We start from the raw sequence: 17,732 nt of genomic DNA on the forward strand, positions 1-17,732 counted from the left end.
CCGGGTCCGGTCCCTAGGCCTTGACCAGGGTCTTGAGGATGTCTTCCTTGCCGACCACGCCGACAAGCTTGTCGTTCTCGACCACGGGCAGGGTGTAGAGTTTCTCGTTGGCCATCATGGTGGCCACGTCCTCTATGGTGGTGTCCGGGTGCACGAAGATCGGGGCCGGGGTCATGGCGTCGCCGACCTTGAGGGCCGCGATCTTGGTCATCTCGCGTTCCAGCTGGTCGTGGGAGGAGAGGGGGAAGACGCCGTCCAGCAGGGTGAAGAAGGAGGGCAGGGTGACCTTCTTCTGCTGGGCGATCAGGTCGGACTGGCAGAGCACGCCGACCACCTGGTCGCCGTCCAGCACGGGCGCGCCGTTGATCTTCTTCTCGAGAAGGAGCGTGGCGGCGGCGGTGATGTCGGTGTCCGGGGTCAGGGTGATGCAGTCGGTGGTCATGATGTCTTTGGCTGTCAGCATGGTTCAAGCTCCTTGGTGAAGGATGCCGCCGCGTGGGGCAGCATGTTGGCGATTTCGGACGCGAGGTTGCCGCGTGCGGGAAATTCGTTGTTCAGGGCGCGCCCGGCCAGCCCGTGCCAGAAGACGCCGGCGCAGGCCGCGTGCAGGGGGGCGAGCCCTCCGGCCAGGAGCGTGCCGACGACGCCGGACAGGACGTCGCCGGAGCCGCCCACGGACAGGTTGGGTTCGGCAAAGGGGGACACGCAGGTCGTGTCCGGGTCGGCCACCAACGTGCCCGCGCCCTTGAGGACCAGGGTGGCGTCGCAGACGACCAGGAAACGGTCCGCCGCGCCCAGCCGGTCGGCCTGGATGTCGGCGATGGAGACGTCGAGCAGCCGGGCCATCTCGCCCGGATGGGGTGTGAGCACGACTCGTTCGGGCAGGGTCTTGAGGTGCTCGGGGTTGGCGGCCAGGGCGAAGAGCGCGTCCGCGTCCAGGACCAGGGGCAGCTCGCAGGAGGCGATCAGGTCCAGGGCGAAGGCCATGGCCCCGGGCGCGCGGCCCAGGCCGGGGCCCAGGACCACGGCGTCGAAGCGGTGGAGTTCCTCCCTGACCTCGGCGGCCATGTCCCGTGTCCAGACCGCGCCCGAGCCGAGCGGCAGGGTCATGATGTCCGGCGAGCTCCCCTTGACGGCGTCGGCCAGTCCGTCGGGGCAGGCCACGGTGGCCAGTCCGGCCCCGCTGCGCAGGGCGGCCAGCGCGGCCAGGTGCGGCGCGCCGGTCAGGCCGATGCTGCCGCCGACCACCAGGACGTGCCCGGCGGTGCCCTTGTGCATGTCGCGGGCGGGCGCGGGCAGGGTCTCCATGACCGCGCCGGTGATGAGGTGGTGCCGGACGGGGTTGTCTTCCTGGACCTTCAGCGGAATGCCGATGGGGCAGACGTGCAGCGCGCCGGTGTATTCCATGGCCTCGGGCATGACCAGGCCGAGCTTGGGCGACTGGAAAGTGGCCGTGGCGTCGGCCATGACCGCTTCGGGCTGGGCGAGTCCGGTCAGTCCGTTCAGCCCGGAGGGGATGTCCACGGCCAGGACGAAGGCGCGTTCGCCCAGCCGGTTGACGGTCCGCACCATGTTCAGAATGTCTTCGCGCAGGGTGCCTTGAAAGCCGGTGCCGAGCAGGCCGTCCACGACGACGTCGGGCTGGGGCAGCGCGTCGAGGTTCACCCCGGCCAGATGGACCAGCCGGAGGCCGAGCTTCTGCGCCCACAGGAGATTGGCCCGGGTCTCGCCCCGGTACGCCTTCTTGGGTCGGGTGTGGAAGACCGTGACCTCGGCCCCGAGGTCGGCGAGGGCGCGGGCCATGGCGAAGGCGTCGCCGCCGTTGTTGCCGGACCCGGCGAAGCAGAAAATGACCGCGCCGTCCACGTCGCCGTACTCCTCGAGCAGGACGTTGAGGGCCTCGCGGGAGGCGGATTCCATGAGGGTGACGCCGGGGATGCCGACGGTGTGGATGGTTTCCCTGTCCCACACGGACATTTCGGCGGGGGTCGGAAGGGGCAGCAGCATGAGCTCTCCTGGATGGGGGTTTGTCTATCCTTCCAATATCACGGTGGCGGCGGCGGTGTCACGGGAATGGGTCATGGACACGTGCGCTCCGGTCACGCCCATCCGTTCGCACCGGGCGAGCCCCTCGCCGAGGAAGGAAATCTCCGGCTTGCCGTCCTCGTTGTGGAGGATCTCGATGCACTTGAAGTGCACGCCCTTGGCGAATCCGGTGCCGAGCGCCTTGACGGCCGCCTCCTTGCAGGCGAACAGGGCGGCCAGGCGCGGCACGGGATTGCGCTCCGGGAGTTGCGCGCGTTCGCGCTCCGTGAGGATTCTCCGGGCGAACCGGTGTCCGAACCGATCCCAGAGGTCCCGGATGCGGTCCAGCTCCGTCAGGTCGATGCCCGTTCCCTTGATCATGCCGCGTCGTCCCGCCCGGCTAGTCCGCGAAGGACCGGACCAGTTCGGCCATGTCCCGGACCGCCCGGTCCAGGCCCACGTAGATGGCCCGGGCCATGATGGCGTGCCCGATGGAGTATTCGCTGATGCCGGGCACGTCCTTGAAGTTCAGGACGTTGCGGTAGTTCAGGCCGTGGCCGAGGTTGACCTTGAGGCCGATGTCCCGGGCCAGGGCGATGGACTTGAGGATCTTTTCGAGCTCCACCTTGCGCTGCCTGTATTCCTTGGCGTCGGCGTAGTGCCCGGTGTGGATTTCGATGAATTCCGTGCCCGTGGCCACGGCCGCCTCGATCTGCTTGGGGTCGGCGTCGATGAACAGGCTGGAGCGGATGCCCTTTTCGTGGATGGGGGCCAGGAAGTCCTTGAGTTCCGCCTCGCGGCCGATGCAGTTCAGGCCGCCCTCGGTGGTCAGTTCCTGCCGCTTCTCGGGTACCAGGCAGACCATCTCGGGTTCGATATTCAGGGCGATCCCCTGCATCTCGTCCGTGGCGGCCATTTCCAGGTGCAGCCGGGTGTTGCAGGTCTGTTTGATCAGCTCCACGTCCCGGTCCTGGATGTGACGGCGGTCTTCACGCAGGTGGACGATGATGCCCGTGGCCCCGGCCATTTCCGCCATGTAGGCGGCGGTCACGGGCTCGGGTTCGATGCCCATTCTGGCCTGGCGCAGGGTGGCCACATGATCGACGTTGACAACGAGTACCGGCATTGTATCATCCTCCGAGTGCGTAATTGCGTAATATCCTCATTGATTAAGATACCTGGGGCGGAATGGCAATAGCCACGGCCTCCAGGTGACGTTTTGCATTCATAATTGACGCGCGTGCGCGTACACGGTATCCGCATGGCCTGTTATGAAATAGACTTTCAATCTGGAGCAATGCCATATGAACGTATGCATCGTCGGCACCGGCTACGTGGGACTGGTTTCCGCGGCCTGCTTCGCCGAAATGGGAAACGATATTTTCTGTGTGGACGTCAACCCCAAGGTTGTGAAAACCCTGGAGAGCGGCAAGGTCCACATCTTTGAGCCTGGTCTGGAGGACCTGGTCAAGCGCAACACCGAGCAGGGCCGCCTGCACTTCACCACCGAACTGGGCGAGGGGCTGAAGGATGCCGAGGTGGTCTTCATCACCGTGGGCACCCCGCAGCGCGAGGACGGCTCCTGCGACCTCAAGTACGTGGACGCCGTGGCCGCCGAGATCGGGCAGAGGATGACCTCGCCCAAGATCGTGGTGGACAAGTCCACCGTGCCCGTGGGCACCGCCGACCGGGTGCGCGGGATCATCGCCGGTGAGCTGGAGAAGCGCGGCGAGTCCATTCCCTTCGACGTGGTCTCCAACCCGGAGTTCCTCAAGGAAGGCGACGCGATCAACGATTTCATGAAGCCGGACCGGGTCATCGTGGGCACGAGCGACGCGAACTCGGCCACGACCATCAAGTCCCTGTACGCCCCGTTCGCCCGCAGCCGCGAGAAGCTCATCGTCATGGGCGTGCGCTCGGCCGAGATGACCAAGTACGCGGCCAACTGCATGCTGGCCACCAAGATATCCTTCATCAACGAAGTGGCCAACATCTGCGAGCGGGTCGGGGCGGACGTCTCCGAGGTCCGCGCGGGCATCGGCTCGGATTCGCGCATCGGCTACTCCTTCATCTACCCCGGCGTGGGCTACGGCGGGTCCTGCTTCCCCAAGGACGTCAAGGCACTCATCGACACGGCCGCCGAGCACGGCTACGACGCCAAGCTCATCCGCTCCGTGGACGAGGTCAACAACACCCAGAAGCTCGTCCTGGCCGAGAAGATCAAGGCCTATTTCGAGCCCCAGGGCGGCGTGGCGGGCCGGACCCTGGCCATGTGGGGCATCGCCTTCAAGGCCAACACCGACGACATCCGCGAGGCTTCGGCCATCCAGGTGATCAAGGCGTTGACCGGCCTGGGCATGAAGGTCCGGGCCTTCGACCCGGTGGCCAACACCCGCGCCCGCGAGGAGATCGGCCACCTGGAGAACCTCGAGATCATGGACAGCCAGTACGACGTGCTGGAAGGGGCGGACGCCCTGGCCGTGGTCACGGACTGGAACCAGTTCCGCAACCCGGACTTCGAGCGCATCAAGGCCGCCCTGACCGCGCCGCTGGTCTTTGACGGCCGCAACCTGTACCTGCCCGAGCGCATGGGCAAGGCCGGGTTCGCCTACTTCTCCATCGGCCGCACCCCGGTGAAATAGAGGGCGCCATCAGGCATGAAAAAAAACTCCCCGTCTCGGCAGAGGCGGGGAGTTTTTTCGTTCGTGTCCGGAAAATCAGATGCGGCCCTTGAAGCAGGTCCGGTACTGCAGCTCCTGGAGGATGACCCGTTCGTATTCGGGATTGTATTCCAGGTCGGTTTGCTCGGCTTGGTCCAGCATTTTGGCAAGTTGCTGCGTTTCTTCCCAGAAATCCAGGAGTTCATCATCGGCCAGGCTCTTGACCTGGGCCTCCAGGGTGTCGTGGTCCTTGAAATTGGCGTACTGACCCATGCGATATGGCCTGCCTCTTTTCCAAAAGGTGAAATAAATCAAACATATAGAGTCGAAGTGGGACCTACGTTAGCCCTTTATCTCAAGAGCGTCAACAACACTTTGCGGCCGGAGCGTGAGAAAAACCACAACAAAGCCTTTTCATTGGTGAAAAATGAAGGACGGGCGAAATGGCCGGCCCGCAGGGGGGTGCGGGCGACTTCTTTCCAACAATTTCGACCGGCTGGATATTCTCATTGACAAAAACAGGCTTGGTTGACAGATTCGGACCTTGTAAAACGGGACGCGCCTTCGGCGCATCCGGTCATCCTAGACGGGGTAGCCATGAGAATGGAAGTTGAAGACATCACCGACGTCGAAGAGGGCGAAGTCGATCAGGAGTTGACCCAGCTGGTGACTTTCAGCATCGGCGACGAGGAATTCGGGGTCAACATCCTCCAGGTCCAGGAGATCATCCGGACCATGGAGATCACCAACGTCCCCCGCGCTCCCGAGTTCGTCGAGGGCGTCATCAACCTGCGCGGCAAGGTCATTCCCATCGTGGACATGCGCCGCCGCTTCGGGCTTCAGTCGAAAGAGCACGACAAGTACACGCGGATCATCGTCATCGAGATCGAAATGATCATCGTTGGTTTCGTGGTGGATTCCGTGTCCGAGGTCCTGCGCATTCCGGCCAACTCGGTCCAGCCGCCGCCGCCCGTGGTGGCGGGCATGGATGCCGACTACATCGACGGCGTGGGCAAGCTCGAAGACCGCCTGCTGATCCTGCTCGACCTGGATTCGCTTCTGGACAACGAGGAAAAGGAAGCCCTGGGCACCGTCTAGGCCCGACAGAATCTTGGTGACAAGCCGTCCTGGTCCCGCTAGGGAAGAGGCGGCTTTTCCATTTTTTCACGCGAGGCCGAGAAACCCTTTTCACAGCGAATCCATGCCAGCCAATTACCCCAAGGACATAGCCGACTTCATGAAGGGGACCGTTGATTCGGTCCGGATTTTCAAGAGCGGACCGGGCTCCCAGGCCCTGCTGGCGGGGTCTCTGCTGGCGGGCGGGACCGACGTGGTCCTGGTGGTGCCGGGCGTGGCCGAGTTCCGGGAGATGCAGGCCCTGCTGACCCTGCTGTCGCGCGGCGAGCGGGGCGGATCGGAACAGCCCGCCTGGGAGCGGGAATGGGTCTTCCTGCCGCCGTACCATCCGCGCACGCCCGAGTCGCAGGGGTGGAGCGAGCGGTGGGCCGCCCTGTACGGGCTGGTCTACCGGGACGGTCCGCGCGGCGTGCTCATGACCGCCGACAACCTCCTGCCGCACTGGCCCGACGAGACGGTCCTGCGCGAGAACTGGGCCACCCTGACCAAGGGCGAGGAGATGTCCCCGGACATCCTCCTGGAACAGCTCGTCTCCTGGGGGTACGTGCGCCGCAAGCTGGTCTCGGACCCCGGCGACATGGCCATGCGCGGCGACATCCTGGACATCCACGCGCCGGGCTACGAGCTGCCGCTCCGGTTTGAATTTTTCGGCGACGTGCTCGAGGAGATCCGGCTGTTCGACCCGGCCTCCCAGCGCTCCAAGGCGGACTTGGCCGAGGCCGTGCTCCTGCCCGTGGCCCCGGCCATCACCACCCCGGACCGGGGTTTTCGCGCCCGCGACCAGTGGGACAAGCTGCGCCGGACCGGCGAGATCACGGCCGCGCAGGAGCAGGCGCTGTCCGAGCGTCTGGACGCCAACGACGGGTTCGTCTGGCCCGGTCTGTACTATGACGCGCCCGTGGGCCTGGAAACCTACCTGCCCAGGGACGCGGCCTGGCTGCTCTCCTCGGGCGGAACCCTGCGGGCCCGGCTCGAGGACCGCGAGCAGTCGTGGCGCGACTACCTCAAGGACGAGGAGCGCGACAAGGGCGTCAGCCTGCCCCGGCGGTTCATCGTCCGCTCCCACGACGTGGCCCGCAAGGCGTGGAGCTCCGCCCGCCAGCTGGTCTTCGAAGAGCTGACCATCGGCCGGGAGAAGAGCGGCATCGACCTGGCCGAGACCCCGTACAGCGATTTCACGGATATCTTCTGGCGGCCCGAGGCCACCAGGCGGCCGTGGGCGGCCCTCATGGCCGGGATCAAGGAGTGGCAGAGCGCGGGCGAGACCACCATTTTGAGTTTCCGCACCCAGCGCTCGCGGGCCAAGTTCCTGAACCTGGCCGAGCAGGAAAGCCTGCCCATTACCCTGGAATACGTGCCCGACCGCCAGGGCCTCTACGCCCTGGTCTCGCCCCTGCGCAAGGGCATGGACATCGGCTGGAACCGGACCCGCATCCTGGGCGAGGAGGTCATCCAGCCCCAGGCGCCCCGGGCCCAGGCCGGGCGGGACAAGGCCTTCAAGGGGCTCGACCGCTACGACGACCTGTCCGAGGGCGACCTGCTGGTCCACCGGGACTACGGCCTGTCCCAGTTCGGCGGCCTGCACCACATGGCCATCGGCGAGGGGGCCAACGACTACCTGCTCCTGTATTTTTCCGGCGAGGACAAGCTCTACCTGCCCGTGGACCGGCTCAATCTGGTTCAGCGCTTCAAGGGGCCCGAGGGGGCCAAGCAGCCGTCCCTGGACAAGCTCGGCGGCTCGCGCTGGGCCAAGACCACGGCCAAGGTCCGCAAGGCCATCGAGAAGATAGCCCTCGAACTGGTGGAGATGTATGCCTTCCGCCGGGTGGCCAAGGGGTACGGCTACGGCCCGCTCGACGAGATGTATGCCGAGTTCGAGGCCACCTTCGGCTTCGAGGAGACCCCGGACCAGGAAAAGGCCGTGAACGACGTGTTCCGCGACATGGAGAAGGCCGAGCCCATGGACCGGCTGGTCTGCGGCGACGTGGGCTTCGGCAAGACGGAGGTGGCCCTGCGCGCCGCCTTCCGCGCGGCGCTGGATGGCCGCCAGACGGCCCTGCTGTGCCCGACCACGGTGCTGGCCGAACAGCACTACCAGACCTTCACCAAGCGCATGGAGGGGTTCCCGGTGCGCGTGGGGCTGCTCAGCCGGTTCGTCACGGCCAAGCGGCAGAAGACCGTGCTCGAGGCCGCCGCCCGGGGCGAGATCGACATCCTCATCGGCACGCACCGCATTCTTTCCAAGGACGTGGAACTGCCCAACCTCGGCCTGCTCATTCTGGACGAGGAGCAGCGGTTCGGGGTCAAGCACAAGGAAAAGCTCAAGCATTTCCGCCAGAACATCGACGTTCTGACCCTGACGGCCACGCCCATCCCCCGGACTCTGCAACTGTCGCTCTCGGGCATCCGCGGGCTGTCCGTTATCGAGACCCCGCCCGTGGACCGCAAGCCCGTGGAAACGGGCATCATGGAGCGCGACGAGCTGGAGCTCAAGGCGGTCCTGCGCCGGGAGCTGGACCGGGGCGGCCAGGTCTACTGGGTGTACAACCGGGTCAACGGCCTGGAGCGGGTGGCCGAGTACGTGCGCGGCCTGGTCCCGGACGCCAAGGTGGGCATGGCTCACGGCCGGATGAGCGAGAAGGGGCTGGAGGACGCCATGCGCGGCTTCTGGCACGGCGAGCTGGACGTGCTCGTGTGCACCTCCATCGTGGAGTCCGGCCTGGACTTCCCCAACGCCAACACCCTGGTCGTGGACCAGGCCCAGCTCTTCGGCCTGGGGCAGCTCTATCAGCTGCGGGGCAGGGTGGGGCGCAGCGAGCGGCAGGCCTATGCATATTTCGTGGTCCCGTCCATCAAGGATATTTCCGAAATCGTCCGCAAACGCTTGCGCATCATTCTGGACATGGATTATCTGGGGGCTGGATTCAAGGTGGCCATGGAGGACTTGCGCCTTCGCGGCGCAGGCAATATCCTGGGCGAGGCCCAGTCCGGGCAGATCGCCAAGATTGGCCTCGAGCTCTTTCTCGAAATGCTCGAGGAAGAGGTCGCCAGGCTGCGCGGCGAGGAGCACGTCAGGGCGTCGGACACGGAACTCAATTTCGTGTTCGAGGCGCATATCCCCGGCGGATACATCCCGGATTCGCGGGAGCGGCTGCGCTATTACAAGGCCCTTTCCTCGGCCGCCACGGACATGGAACTGCGCGAATTCGAGGCGGAAATTCGCGACCGTTTCGGGCCGCTGCCGGAACCGCTGGACACCTTTTTCGGGGTGCTGCGCATCAAGCGCACCCTGTCCCGGCTCCAGGCGGCCAGGGCCGAGCTCTATCCCGGCCGGGCTGTCATAACCTGGAAGGACAACGCCATCGCGGTCAACCCCGAGAAGCTGATCCGCTGGGTCAATGACCGTGGGGAGACGGCCCGGCTCATTCCCCCGGCCAAGCTGGAAATCCGATACGACGACGCGCACTCCATGCGGGAGGCGCTGGAATCCACCGCCGCGGACCTCGAAGGCATGCTCGATGCCGAAACCGTGCGGCCGGACGGCCGATAACGAGTGAATATGAAACGTCACATTGCGATAATCTTTATTTTGGCGGCTCTGCTGGCCGGATGCTCCGGCGACACGGACGACATCGGCATCGTGGCCCGGGTCAACGGCGCGCCCATCTACCTGAGCCAGCTGGAGTTCCAGCACGACCAGTTCCAGGAGGACAGCGTCGGGGCCTACGTCCCCAGCGTGGCCAAGCTGCGCAGGGAGTACGGCGAGATCCTGTCCGACCTCATCGTCCAGGAACTGGTGGTCCAGGAACTTGCCCGCCGCGACCTGGCCGTGACCGACGAGGAGCTGCGCAAGGCCGAGAACACGGTGCGCGCCGACTACCCCGAGGGGGCCTTCGAACAGGTCCTGGTCGAGGAGTACATAGACCTCAAATCCTGGCGGCGGCAGCTGCGCTACTACCTGGCCCAGAAGAAGTTCTTCCAGCAGGTCCTCAGGCCGCAGATCAAGATCGACTACAAGGAAGCCGAGAAATACTACCGCGACCACATTTCCGACTTCTATTTGCCCGAGAGCATGCGCATCCTGGTGGTGCGCGGCCCGAGCCGGGAGCTGGTGGTCAAGGCGGTGGAGAAATACCAGAAGGACCACGACCAGATGAATCTGGCCACCGCGTTCGGCGAGGTCGAAACGCGGGAGGTGGTGGTCCGCGAAGGGCGGCTGTCCGCCCCCTGGCGCAACGCCCTGACCGGGCTCAAGCCGGGCCAGGCCAGCGACGTGCTGACCGACCGCTTCGGCTTCGAGGCCTTGGTCCTGCTCGAACGCAGCGAGGCCAAGGTCCTGCCTCCGGCCCAGGCCTACCCCCTGGTGGAGGAGGCCCTGCTCGAAAAGAAGATGGAGAACGCCTTCGAAGAATGGCTCTCCGGCGCCTTGGCCAAGGCGGACATCAAGGTCAGCGAGCATCTCCTGGAATCCGCCTCCAAGCCTGCGGACAGCGACGGGAGCGGGCCTGACGCCGTCTTTACGGAACCGGACGCGCCGCCGGCGGACGAGGACATGCAGTCCCTGCCTCCGGATGCGCCCCAGGACATGCCCGAGGACGACATGAACGGCCAGGAACAGTCCGACGAGGCCATCCCCATGGACCAGGTCGGCACGGATACGGGCATCTGATCGGTCCGTTCGTTGCATAGTCCGCATAAAACGACTAGAATCCGACAACAATTCGGGGGGAGAAGGGGAATTCGCCTCCCGATTCCAAGGAGTACATGCGTGGTAAAAGTCTTTTCCTTGCTCTTGGGAGCCATGCTCTTGATATGTCCCGTGACGGCGCAGGCCAAGGATGTGGTCGTTGACCGCATCCTGGTGAAGATCAACGATTCCATCATCACCCAGTATGACCTGGACCAGGAGATGAAGCCCGTCTACGACCAGATCAAGGATCGCAAGCTCTCCGCCAAGGAGCAGGCCCAATTGGCGCAGATGCGCAAAAAGGCCCTGGACAGCCTCATCAACGACAACCTCATCCAGCAGGAGATCAAGCGGTTTTCCATCGCCGTCTCCGATGAGAACATGGACAAGGAGATCGAGCGGGTCCGGAACGAGCGCGGTCTGTCCCTGGAGGAGTTTCAGAAGGTGGTGGCCAAGGACGGGCTGACCATGGAGGAGTTCCGGGCGCGGCTCAAGAAACTGCTCGAGAAGCAGGAGCTCATCGGCCACATGGTCAACAGCAAGGTCGTGGTCACCGACTCGGAGATCCAGGCGGAATACGCGGCCCGGAAGGACGACTATTCCCTGGGCAAGATGGTCGAACTGGCCATCATCCTCCTGCCGGCCGACATCTCCCCGGTGGAGGTCCGCGAGCGGATCACCGGCGGCGAGATGACCTTCGCCGACGCCGTGGCCAAGTACAGCGTCGGCCCGGGCAAGGACTCGGGCGGGTCCATCGGCGAGTTGAGCTGGGACGACCTGGCCGACGAGTGGAAGACCGCCCTCGACGGGGTGGCCCAGGGCGGCGTGAGCTCGCCGCTGACCATCCAGGACCACCAGGCGCTGCTCTCGCCCATAAAGATCAATGACGACCGGATGGTCCCGCTCAAGGACGTCAGGGACAATATCTACAAGGATTTGATGCAGAAGAAGCGGGAAACGGTGTTCACGGACTATTTCGATAAATTGAAGCAGAGCGCGGTCATTATCTATATGGACGACTCGCTCAAGCCCGATAATGGAGTAACCCAATGACATTTCAGGAACTCGGCGAAACGCTACAGCGTGAACGGGAGGCCAAGGGGCTGACCATCAAGGCGGTCATGGAGGCCACCAAGATCAGCCGTGTCATCCTCCTGGCCCTGGAGAGCGGCGACCGCTCGGCCCTGCCGCACCCCGTGTACACCAAGGGGTTCGTCAAGAGCTACGCCCGCCTGCTCGGGTTGGACCCGGACGAACTGTCCATGGTCGTGGACCGCGAATATCAGATGGAACAGCCCAATGCCGGGGATCTGTCCTACGACGTGGCTCCCAACGCGGAAAAGGCCTTCCAGGACAACGACATGAGCTCGGGACGCCGCAAGCGGTCGGTGTGGCCCTCCATCCTCAGCGTCCTGGCCCTGGCCGGTGCGGCCGTGATTCTGGTGCTGAACCTGAACAAGGCCAAACTGCCGGATGCCACAACCCCCGCTCCGGCCGAGCAGTCCGTGCAGCCCGCCGCGCCGGGACCGGCCCTGCCCGAGGGGGTTGGCCCCGAGACCGCGCCGTCGAACGACCAGATCGCCCCCGAAGCCGCGCCCGCCGAAGAGCAGGGCGGGGCGGAGGAGACGGGCCAGGCTCCGGCGGCGGAGCCCGCGACGCCCGCGCCCGCCCAGGCTCCGGCCGAAACCGCTCGGGAGCAGGCCGCCGCGCCTGCCCCGGCCCCGGCCGAGGCCGTGGACGAGGAGGCCGCCATCACTCAGGAGGGCGCGCCCGACGAGCCGAAATACGACCATGTGGTGATCATCCGGGCCACCACCGACAAGGGCTGCTGGATCGGCGTCTGGCGCGGCGAGGAGACCAAGATGGCCCGCGATTTCGTCCTGCGCAAGGGCGAGCCCCTGCGGCTGATGTTCAACAGCCCGCGCCGCATCCGCATCGGCAACGTCTCCGGCGTGACCGTGACCTACAACGGCCAAGCCTACGATCTGGACGCCACCAAGGGCAACATTCAGACCCTCACCTTCGGCATGTAACCGGGCCTTCAAGGCCCACGCGCGGACAGACAGCATGAGCGCCACCGAGAAAGCCCTCGTACTCAAGACCGGGCGTTTCCGGGAGGCCGACGTCTGGGTCCGGCTGCTGACCCCCTCCCGCGGGGTGTTCAACGGATTCGCCTTCGGCGGCAGCCGCTCGCGCCGCCGCTTCGTGGGGTGTCTCGACCCCCTGAGCCACGTGCTCTTCACCATCGGAACCAACAAGACCGGCACCTACACCGTCCTCGAAGAGGGCAGTCTGCTGCACAATTTTCCCGAGGTCCGCAAGGACCCTGCCAAGACCGGTCTGGCCGTCAACTGCGTGAAGTTCGTGGAGGCGGTGGAAATCGACCCGAACGACGCCAGGCCCGCCTACGAACTGCTCCTGGAGACCCTGTACATGCTCGACGAGGGCGGAGGCGGCAGCGATTTTACGCCGTGGCTCTTCCGGGCCAAGCTGGCCTTCGAAATGGGCTTCACGCCCGACTTCCTGGCCTGCGGGGTATGCGGCCGTCCGTTGTCCTGCGAATGCGGCCACCGCTTCGGCGTGGAGCGGGGACAAGTGGCCTGCCGGACTTGTCTTTCGGACGGGAAACCGTTAGAGGGACTTGCTCGGCCGATTTCCGCCGGGGTCTTGCGCGCCCTGGACTGGATTCAGCACAGCAGGCCGTCGGACTGGGCCACGGTGACCATGGACGTCGAAGTCCGCCGCCAGGCCAGTCAATTGATCGAACTTTTCGTCGCCTACCACCTGGGTCTGTCCTGGGAGGGTGGCATGTATAAAAAGGTATGAGTTGGAGCCAACGATGAATTTTCAGGAAGTCATACTGAAATTACAGAATTTCTGGGCGAATTATGGGTGCGCCGTGGTCCAGGCCATGGACATCGAATGCGGGGCGGGGACGTTCAATCCCTCCACCTTTTTCCGGGTCATCGGCCCCGAACCGTGGAAGACCGCCTACGTGGAGCCTTCCCGCCGTCCGACCGACGGCCGCTACGGGGAGAACCCCAACCGCCTGCAGCACTACTACCAGTTCCAGGTCATCCTGAAGCCGTCCCCGGACAACGTCCAGGAGCTGTACCTCGAGAGTCTGAAGGAGATCGGCATCGACGCGGCCGCCCACGACCTCAGGTTCGTGGAGGACGACTGGGAATCGCCGACTCTGGGCGCCTGGGGCCTGGGCTGGGAGGTCTGGCTCAACGGCATGGAGGTCACCCAGTTCACCTATTTCCAGCAGATCGGCGGCATCGACCTGAAGCCCGTGTCCGTGGAGATCACCTACGGCCTCGAGCGGCTGTGCATGTATCTGCAGGAGAAGGAGTCGGTCTACGACCTCATGTGGAACAACGAGATCACCTACGGCGATGTCTACCACCAGAACGAGGTGGAGATGTCCAAGTACAACTTCGAGCTGTCCGACGCGGACATGCTCTTCGACCTGTTCAACAAGTTCGAGGCCGAATGCCTGAAGCTGTGCGAGGAGGGGGTGCCCTGGCCCGCCTACGACTACTGCCTGAAGTGCTCCCATTCCTTCAACCTGCTGGACGCCCGCGGGGCCATCTCCATCACCGAGCGCGCCACCTACATCGGCCGCGTGCGCAACCTGGCCTCCAAGATCGCCAGGCTCTACGCCGACCAGCGGGAAGCGATGGGCTATCCCATGCTCAAGAAATAAGCGACGCCTACGTCACGCAATAGACTACACAAGAGAAGAACAATGGCCGAATTCATTCTGGAAATCGGAACCGAGGAAATGCCCGCCCGCTTCGTCCCCAAGCTGGCGGCCGAGCTCGAGGAGGCCTTTGCCAAGGGCCTGACCGAGTCCATGGTCGAGAACGAGGGGGTCAAGTGCTACGCCACCCCGCGCCGCATCACCGCCCACGTGCCGTCCCTGGCCCTGACCCAGCTGCAGGAGGAGGAGACCGTCACCGGTCCTCCGGTGCGCATCGCCTATGACGACGACGGCAACCTGACCAAGGCGGGCCTGGGCTTCGCCAAGACCCAGGGCGTGCCTGAGGACGCGCTGTTCCGGATGGAGACCGGCAAGGGCGAGTACCTGGCCGCCAAGAAGGTGGTCGGCGGCGGCAAGACCGCCGACATCCTGCCCGGAATCTGCCGCAAGTGCATCGAGTCCCTGTCCTTTCCCAAGAAGATGCACTGGGGCGACTACGATTTCACCTTCGGCCGTCCCGTGCGCTGGCTCCTGGCCCTGCTCGACGCGGACGTCATCGAATTCACCGTGGAGAACCTGACCTCCGGGCGCGAGACGCGCGGCCACCGGGTCATGGGACCCGGCCCGTTTTCCGTGGCCTCCACGGCCGACTACTTTTCCGTTGTCCGCGACCAGTGCAAGGTGGTTATCGATCCGGTTAAACGCCGGGAGACCATCGTGGCCGAGGGCAACCGGCTGGCCGAGGCGCTCGGCGGCAGGATCGTCTGGAACGACGGCCTGCTGGACGAGGTGGCCAACCTGGTGGAATACCCCAAGCCGCTCATCGGCGACATCGATCCGCTCTACCTGCAACTGCCGCGCGAGGTCCTGCTGACCTCCATGCAGTCCCATCAGAAATCCTTTGGCGTGGAAGGGGCCGACGGCAAGCTGCTGCCCCATTTCCTGACCACCCTGAACCTGGAGCCCCTGGACGTGGCCCTGGTCAAGAAGGGGTGGGAGCGGGTGCTCAAGGCCCGTCTGGAGGACGCCCGCTTCTTCTGGGAGGCGGACTGCAAGGTGGAGTTCGACACCTGGCTCGAAAAGCTGGAGCACGTCGTCTTCCTCGGGCCGCTCGGCTCGGTGGGCGATAAGTCCCGGCGCATCGAGACTCTGTGCCGCAAGCTGGCCGAGACCCTGGACGCGTCCCAGTCCATCCTGCCCGGCGAGATCGGGCAGTACGCCAAGGCCGGTCGGCTGGCCAAGGCGGACCTGGTGTCCGAGATGGTCATCGAGTTCGACTCCCTGCAGGGCAAGATGGGCGGCATCTACGCGCAGCGCGCCGGGCTGGGCGAGATCGTCTCCCAGGGCATCTACGAGCAGTACCTGCCCGCCGGCCCCGACACCCCGGTGCCCTCGTCCCTGTCCGGCGCTCTGGTCTCCATGGCCGACAAGGCCGACACCATGGCCGGTTGTTTCGGCCTGGGCAAGGTGCCTACCGGTGCCAACGACCCGTACGCCCTGCGCCGCTGCGCGCTGGGCATCAGCCGGATCATCATGGAGCACGGCCTGGACGTGGACCTGGAAACCTTCCTCGGGGACGCCCAGGAGGCTTACTCCGGCGTGAAATGGAAGGTGGAGCAGGGGGAAGCCCTCGGCAAGCTCATGGATTTCTTCGGCCAGCGGCTGCGCGCCCTGTTCACCGGCCTGGGCTTCGACACCCGCGTGGTGGACGCCGCCCTGGGCGCCGGGTTCAAGGACATCCGCACCTTCAAGGCGCGGCTGGAGGCCCTGGCCGAATTCAGCCGCGAGGCCGATTTCGAGCGGAGCGTCCTGACCTTCAAGCGCGCCGCCAACATCATCCGCAAGCAGGGTGACGAGGCGGGCGAGCCCCTGACCGGCAGCTACGATACGGATCTGTTCGAGAACGAGCACGAGGCCGCCTTCGGGAACAAGCTCGACGAGCTGGCCCCGCGCTTCGACGACCTCTGGGAGAGCGGCGACTTCGGCGGCCTGTTCGGCCTGCTCGGGGAGCTGCGCCCGGCCGTGGACGGCTTCTTCGACAACGTCATGGTCATGTGCGACGCGCAGGACGTCCGCCTGAACCGGCTGAATCTGCTCAAGGGCCTGGTGGACCGGCTGGGCCGCCTGGCCGACTTCAACGCCCTGCAGGTGTAGCGGCGGTTGAGAAAAGTCTTGACATCAGACAGGGAGTCCATATAAAAGGCACTCCCTTCGGGAAGAATTGCAAAACAAACGCTTTTTAATGCGATAATAAATCGATCAGGAGAAACTACCTTGGCCAATCACAAATCCGCCCTGAAGAGGCACCGTCAGAGCTTGAAGCGTCGCGCCCGCAACCGCGTTTCCAAGACCCGCATCAAGAACACCGTCAAGGCCGTTCGCGTCGCCGTCGAGGAAAAGGACACCAACAAGGCCATGGAGGCCCTGAAGGAAGCCAGCTCCGTGCTGGACCGCGCCGCCCGCAAGAACGTGATCCACGCACGTCAGGCCCAGCGCCGCATCGCCCGGCTCCAGGCCGCCGTCAACAAGATCGCGGAATAGTCTCTTTTCGCATTGCTTTCTTCAGCCCGCCGCACTCTGTGCGGCGGGCTTTTTGCGTTGTCCGCCGCACATCGAGGTGCCCGGTTTCGCATTATGCCTTGATCCACACAATCAACGGGGGTAATATCGCTCACATTTCAACCTGTTCAAGGAGTTGATTATGAAGAGAGTATTACTGGCCTCGTTGATGTTTTTGCTCCTTGCCGCCGGCGCGTATGCCGGCGACGCGCCCTGTACGCAGACCTACGGCGACGGGGGCACGGTCTACAAGCTGGCCACGGGGTCCCCGGGCGAGCTCGGGCTGCTCAAGGTCCTGGCCGACGCCTTCAACGCCAAGCACGGCACGACCATGTGCTGGGTCAAGGCCGGTTCCGGCAAATCCCTGAGCCTGCTCAAGGCCGGCGACGTGGACGCCTGCATGGTCCATGCGCCTGCGGCCGAGAAACAGGCCGTCCTGATCGGCTCCAATGAATTTTACATCGTCGGCCCGGACGACGATCCGGCGGGCATCGCCGGGGCCAAGGACGCGGCCGACGCCTACGCCCGCATCGCCAGGGTCCACGCGCTCTTCCTGTCGCGCGGCGACAACTCCGGCACCCACAAGAAGGAACTGGCCATCTGGAAGAAGGCGGGCATCACACCCGAGGGCAAGTGGTACGCGGTCACCAACGAGTTCATGATGGCCACCCTGAAGCGGGCCAACGCCGACCGGGGGTACTTCATGACCGACAGCTCCACCTGGGTCATGGGCCGGAAGGATATGGACCGCATCAAGGTCCTGTTCCGGGGCGACCCCATGCTCATCAACACCTATCACGCCCTGGCCGCGCCCAACAACGAACTGTCCGTGGCGTTCATCAAGTTCCTGGCCTCGCCCGAGGGGTAGTCCATCGTCGCCGACTACGGCCGCAAGGAGTACGGGGAAGGGATGTACAACGACGCGGAATACGCCAGGCAGTATGACCACTGAGGTCCG

Annotated in this window: 15 protein-coding genes and 1 pseudogene; 11 read left to right on the forward strand and 5 right to left on the reverse strand. The window is 64.8% G+C overall.

What is annotated here, in order from left to right; translation table 11 throughout:
* Window positions 1-13: 13 nt before the first annotated feature.
* Genes AB6M95_RS01855 through AB6M95_RS01870 form a run of 4 tightly spaced genes read right to left on the reverse strand, consistent with a single transcriptional unit; the run spans window position 14 to window position 3,151 of the window.
* Complete coding sequence (locus tag AB6M95_RS01855; RefSeq protein WP_371385029.1) at window positions 14-463, reverse strand: CBS domain-containing protein; 450 nt, start codon at window positions 461-463, stop codon at window positions 14-16.
* Window positions 457-2,007, reverse strand: a complete 1,551-nt coding sequence (locus AB6M95_RS01860; protein WP_371385030.1) for an NAD(P)H-hydrate dehydratase — start codon at window positions 2,005-2,007, stop codon at window positions 457-459. Before AB6M95_RS01860 ends, AB6M95_RS01855 begins: the two co-directional genes overlap by 7 nt.
* 24 nt (window positions 2,008-2,031) lie before the next feature.
* A complete protein-coding gene (locus AB6M95_RS01865; protein WP_371385031.1) occupies window positions 2,032-2,406 on the reverse strand; it encodes a holo-[acyl-carrier-protein] synthase in 375 nt (124 codons plus the stop codon).
* A gap of 19 nt (window positions 2,407-2,425) precedes the next feature.
* Window positions 2,426-3,151, reverse strand: a complete 726-nt coding sequence (locus AB6M95_RS01870) for a pyridoxine 5'-phosphate synthase (protein ID WP_371385032.1) — start codon at window positions 3,149-3,151, stop codon at window positions 2,426-2,428.
* A gap of 178 nt (window positions 3,152-3,329) precedes the next feature.
* Here AB6M95_RS01870 and AB6M95_RS01875 point away from each other — a divergent pair, with 178 nt between their 5' ends.
* Entirely contained in the window at window positions 3,330-4,667 is a 1,338-nt protein-coding gene (locus AB6M95_RS01875) for a UDP-glucose dehydrogenase family protein (protein WP_371385033.1), read from the forward strand.
* A 75-nt stretch (window positions 4,668-4,742) separates the two neighbouring features.
* Here AB6M95_RS01875 and AB6M95_RS01880 read toward each other — a convergent pair whose 3' ends face one another.
* Complete coding sequence (locus AB6M95_RS01880) at window positions 4,743-4,958, reverse strand: hypothetical protein (RefSeq protein ID WP_371385034.1); 216 nt, start codon at window positions 4,956-4,958, stop codon at window positions 4,743-4,745.
* Window positions 4,959-5,282: 324 nt separating this feature from the next.
* On the opposite strand from AB6M95_RS01880, the gene AB6M95_RS01885 reads away from it, so the two are divergent.
* The 10 genes and pseudogenes from AB6M95_RS01885 (at window position 5,283) to AB6M95_RS01930 (ending at window position 17,726) form a co-directional block, all read left to right on the forward strand.
* A complete protein-coding gene (locus AB6M95_RS01885; protein ID WP_371385035.1) occupies window positions 5,283-5,783 on the forward strand; it encodes a chemotaxis protein CheW in 501 nt (166 codons plus the stop codon).
* Window positions 5,784-5,886: 103 nt separating this feature from the next.
* Window positions 5,887-9,372, forward strand: coding sequence for a transcription-repair coupling factor (gene mfd, locus AB6M95_RS01890; RefSeq protein WP_371385036.1), 3,486 nt, complete (start codon window positions 5,887-5,889; stop codon window positions 9,370-9,372).
* A gap of 9 nt (window positions 9,373-9,381) precedes the next feature.
* Window positions 9,382-10,491 (forward strand): peptidylprolyl isomerase, encoded by a 1,110-nt coding sequence (locus tag AB6M95_RS01895; protein WP_371385037.1) that lies wholly within the window; start codon window positions 9,382-9,384, stop codon window positions 10,489-10,491.
* Window positions 10,492-10,623: 132 nt separating this feature from the next.
* Window positions 10,624-11,562: a SurA N-terminal domain-containing protein gene (locus AB6M95_RS01900; protein WP_371385038.1), complete on the forward strand. Its 939-nt coding sequence runs from the start codon at window positions 10,624-10,626 to the stop codon at window positions 11,560-11,562.
* The gene (locus tag AB6M95_RS01905) at window positions 11,559-12,542 is read left to right on the forward strand and encodes a helix-turn-helix domain-containing protein (RefSeq protein ID WP_371385039.1); all 984 of its coding nucleotides are present in this window, start codon (window positions 11,559-11,561) and stop codon (window positions 12,540-12,542) included. Before AB6M95_RS01900 ends, AB6M95_RS01905 begins: the two co-directional genes overlap by 4 nt.
* A gap of 34 nt (window positions 12,543-12,576) precedes the next feature.
* Window positions 12,577-13,335, forward strand: a complete 759-nt coding sequence (gene recO, locus AB6M95_RS01910; RefSeq protein WP_371385040.1) for a DNA repair protein RecO — start codon at window positions 12,577-12,579, stop codon at window positions 13,333-13,335.
* Window positions 13,336-13,348: 13 nt separating this feature from the next.
* Window positions 13,349-14,218, forward strand: coding sequence for a glycine--tRNA ligase subunit alpha (glyQ, locus tag AB6M95_RS01915; protein ID WP_371385041.1), 870 nt, complete (start codon window positions 13,349-13,351; stop codon window positions 14,216-14,218).
* 42 nt (window positions 14,219-14,260) lie between these two features.
* Window positions 14,261-16,369 carry a glycine--tRNA ligase subunit beta gene (glyS, locus tag AB6M95_RS01920; protein ID WP_371385042.1) on the forward strand — a complete coding sequence of 703 codons (2,109 nt, stop codon included), beginning with the start codon at window positions 14,261-14,263 and terminating at the stop codon, window positions 16,367-16,369.
* Between the two features lie 120 nt (window positions 16,370-16,489).
* Complete coding sequence (gene rpsT / locus AB6M95_RS01925) at window positions 16,490-16,756, forward strand: 30S ribosomal protein S20 (RefSeq protein ID WP_371385043.1); 267 nt, start codon at window positions 16,490-16,492, stop codon at window positions 16,754-16,756.
* A gap of 160 nt (window positions 16,757-16,916) precedes the next feature.
* Window positions 16,917-17,726: pseudogene (locus AB6M95_RS01930) on the forward strand (ABC transporter substrate-binding protein).
* Window positions 17,727-17,732 lie beyond the last annotated feature (6 nt).

It is taken from the genome of Pseudodesulfovibrio karagichevae, from assembly GCF_041414475.1.
GTDB lineage: Bacteria > Desulfobacterota > Desulfovibrionia > Desulfovibrionales > Desulfovibrionaceae > Pseudodesulfovibrio > Pseudodesulfovibrio karagichevae.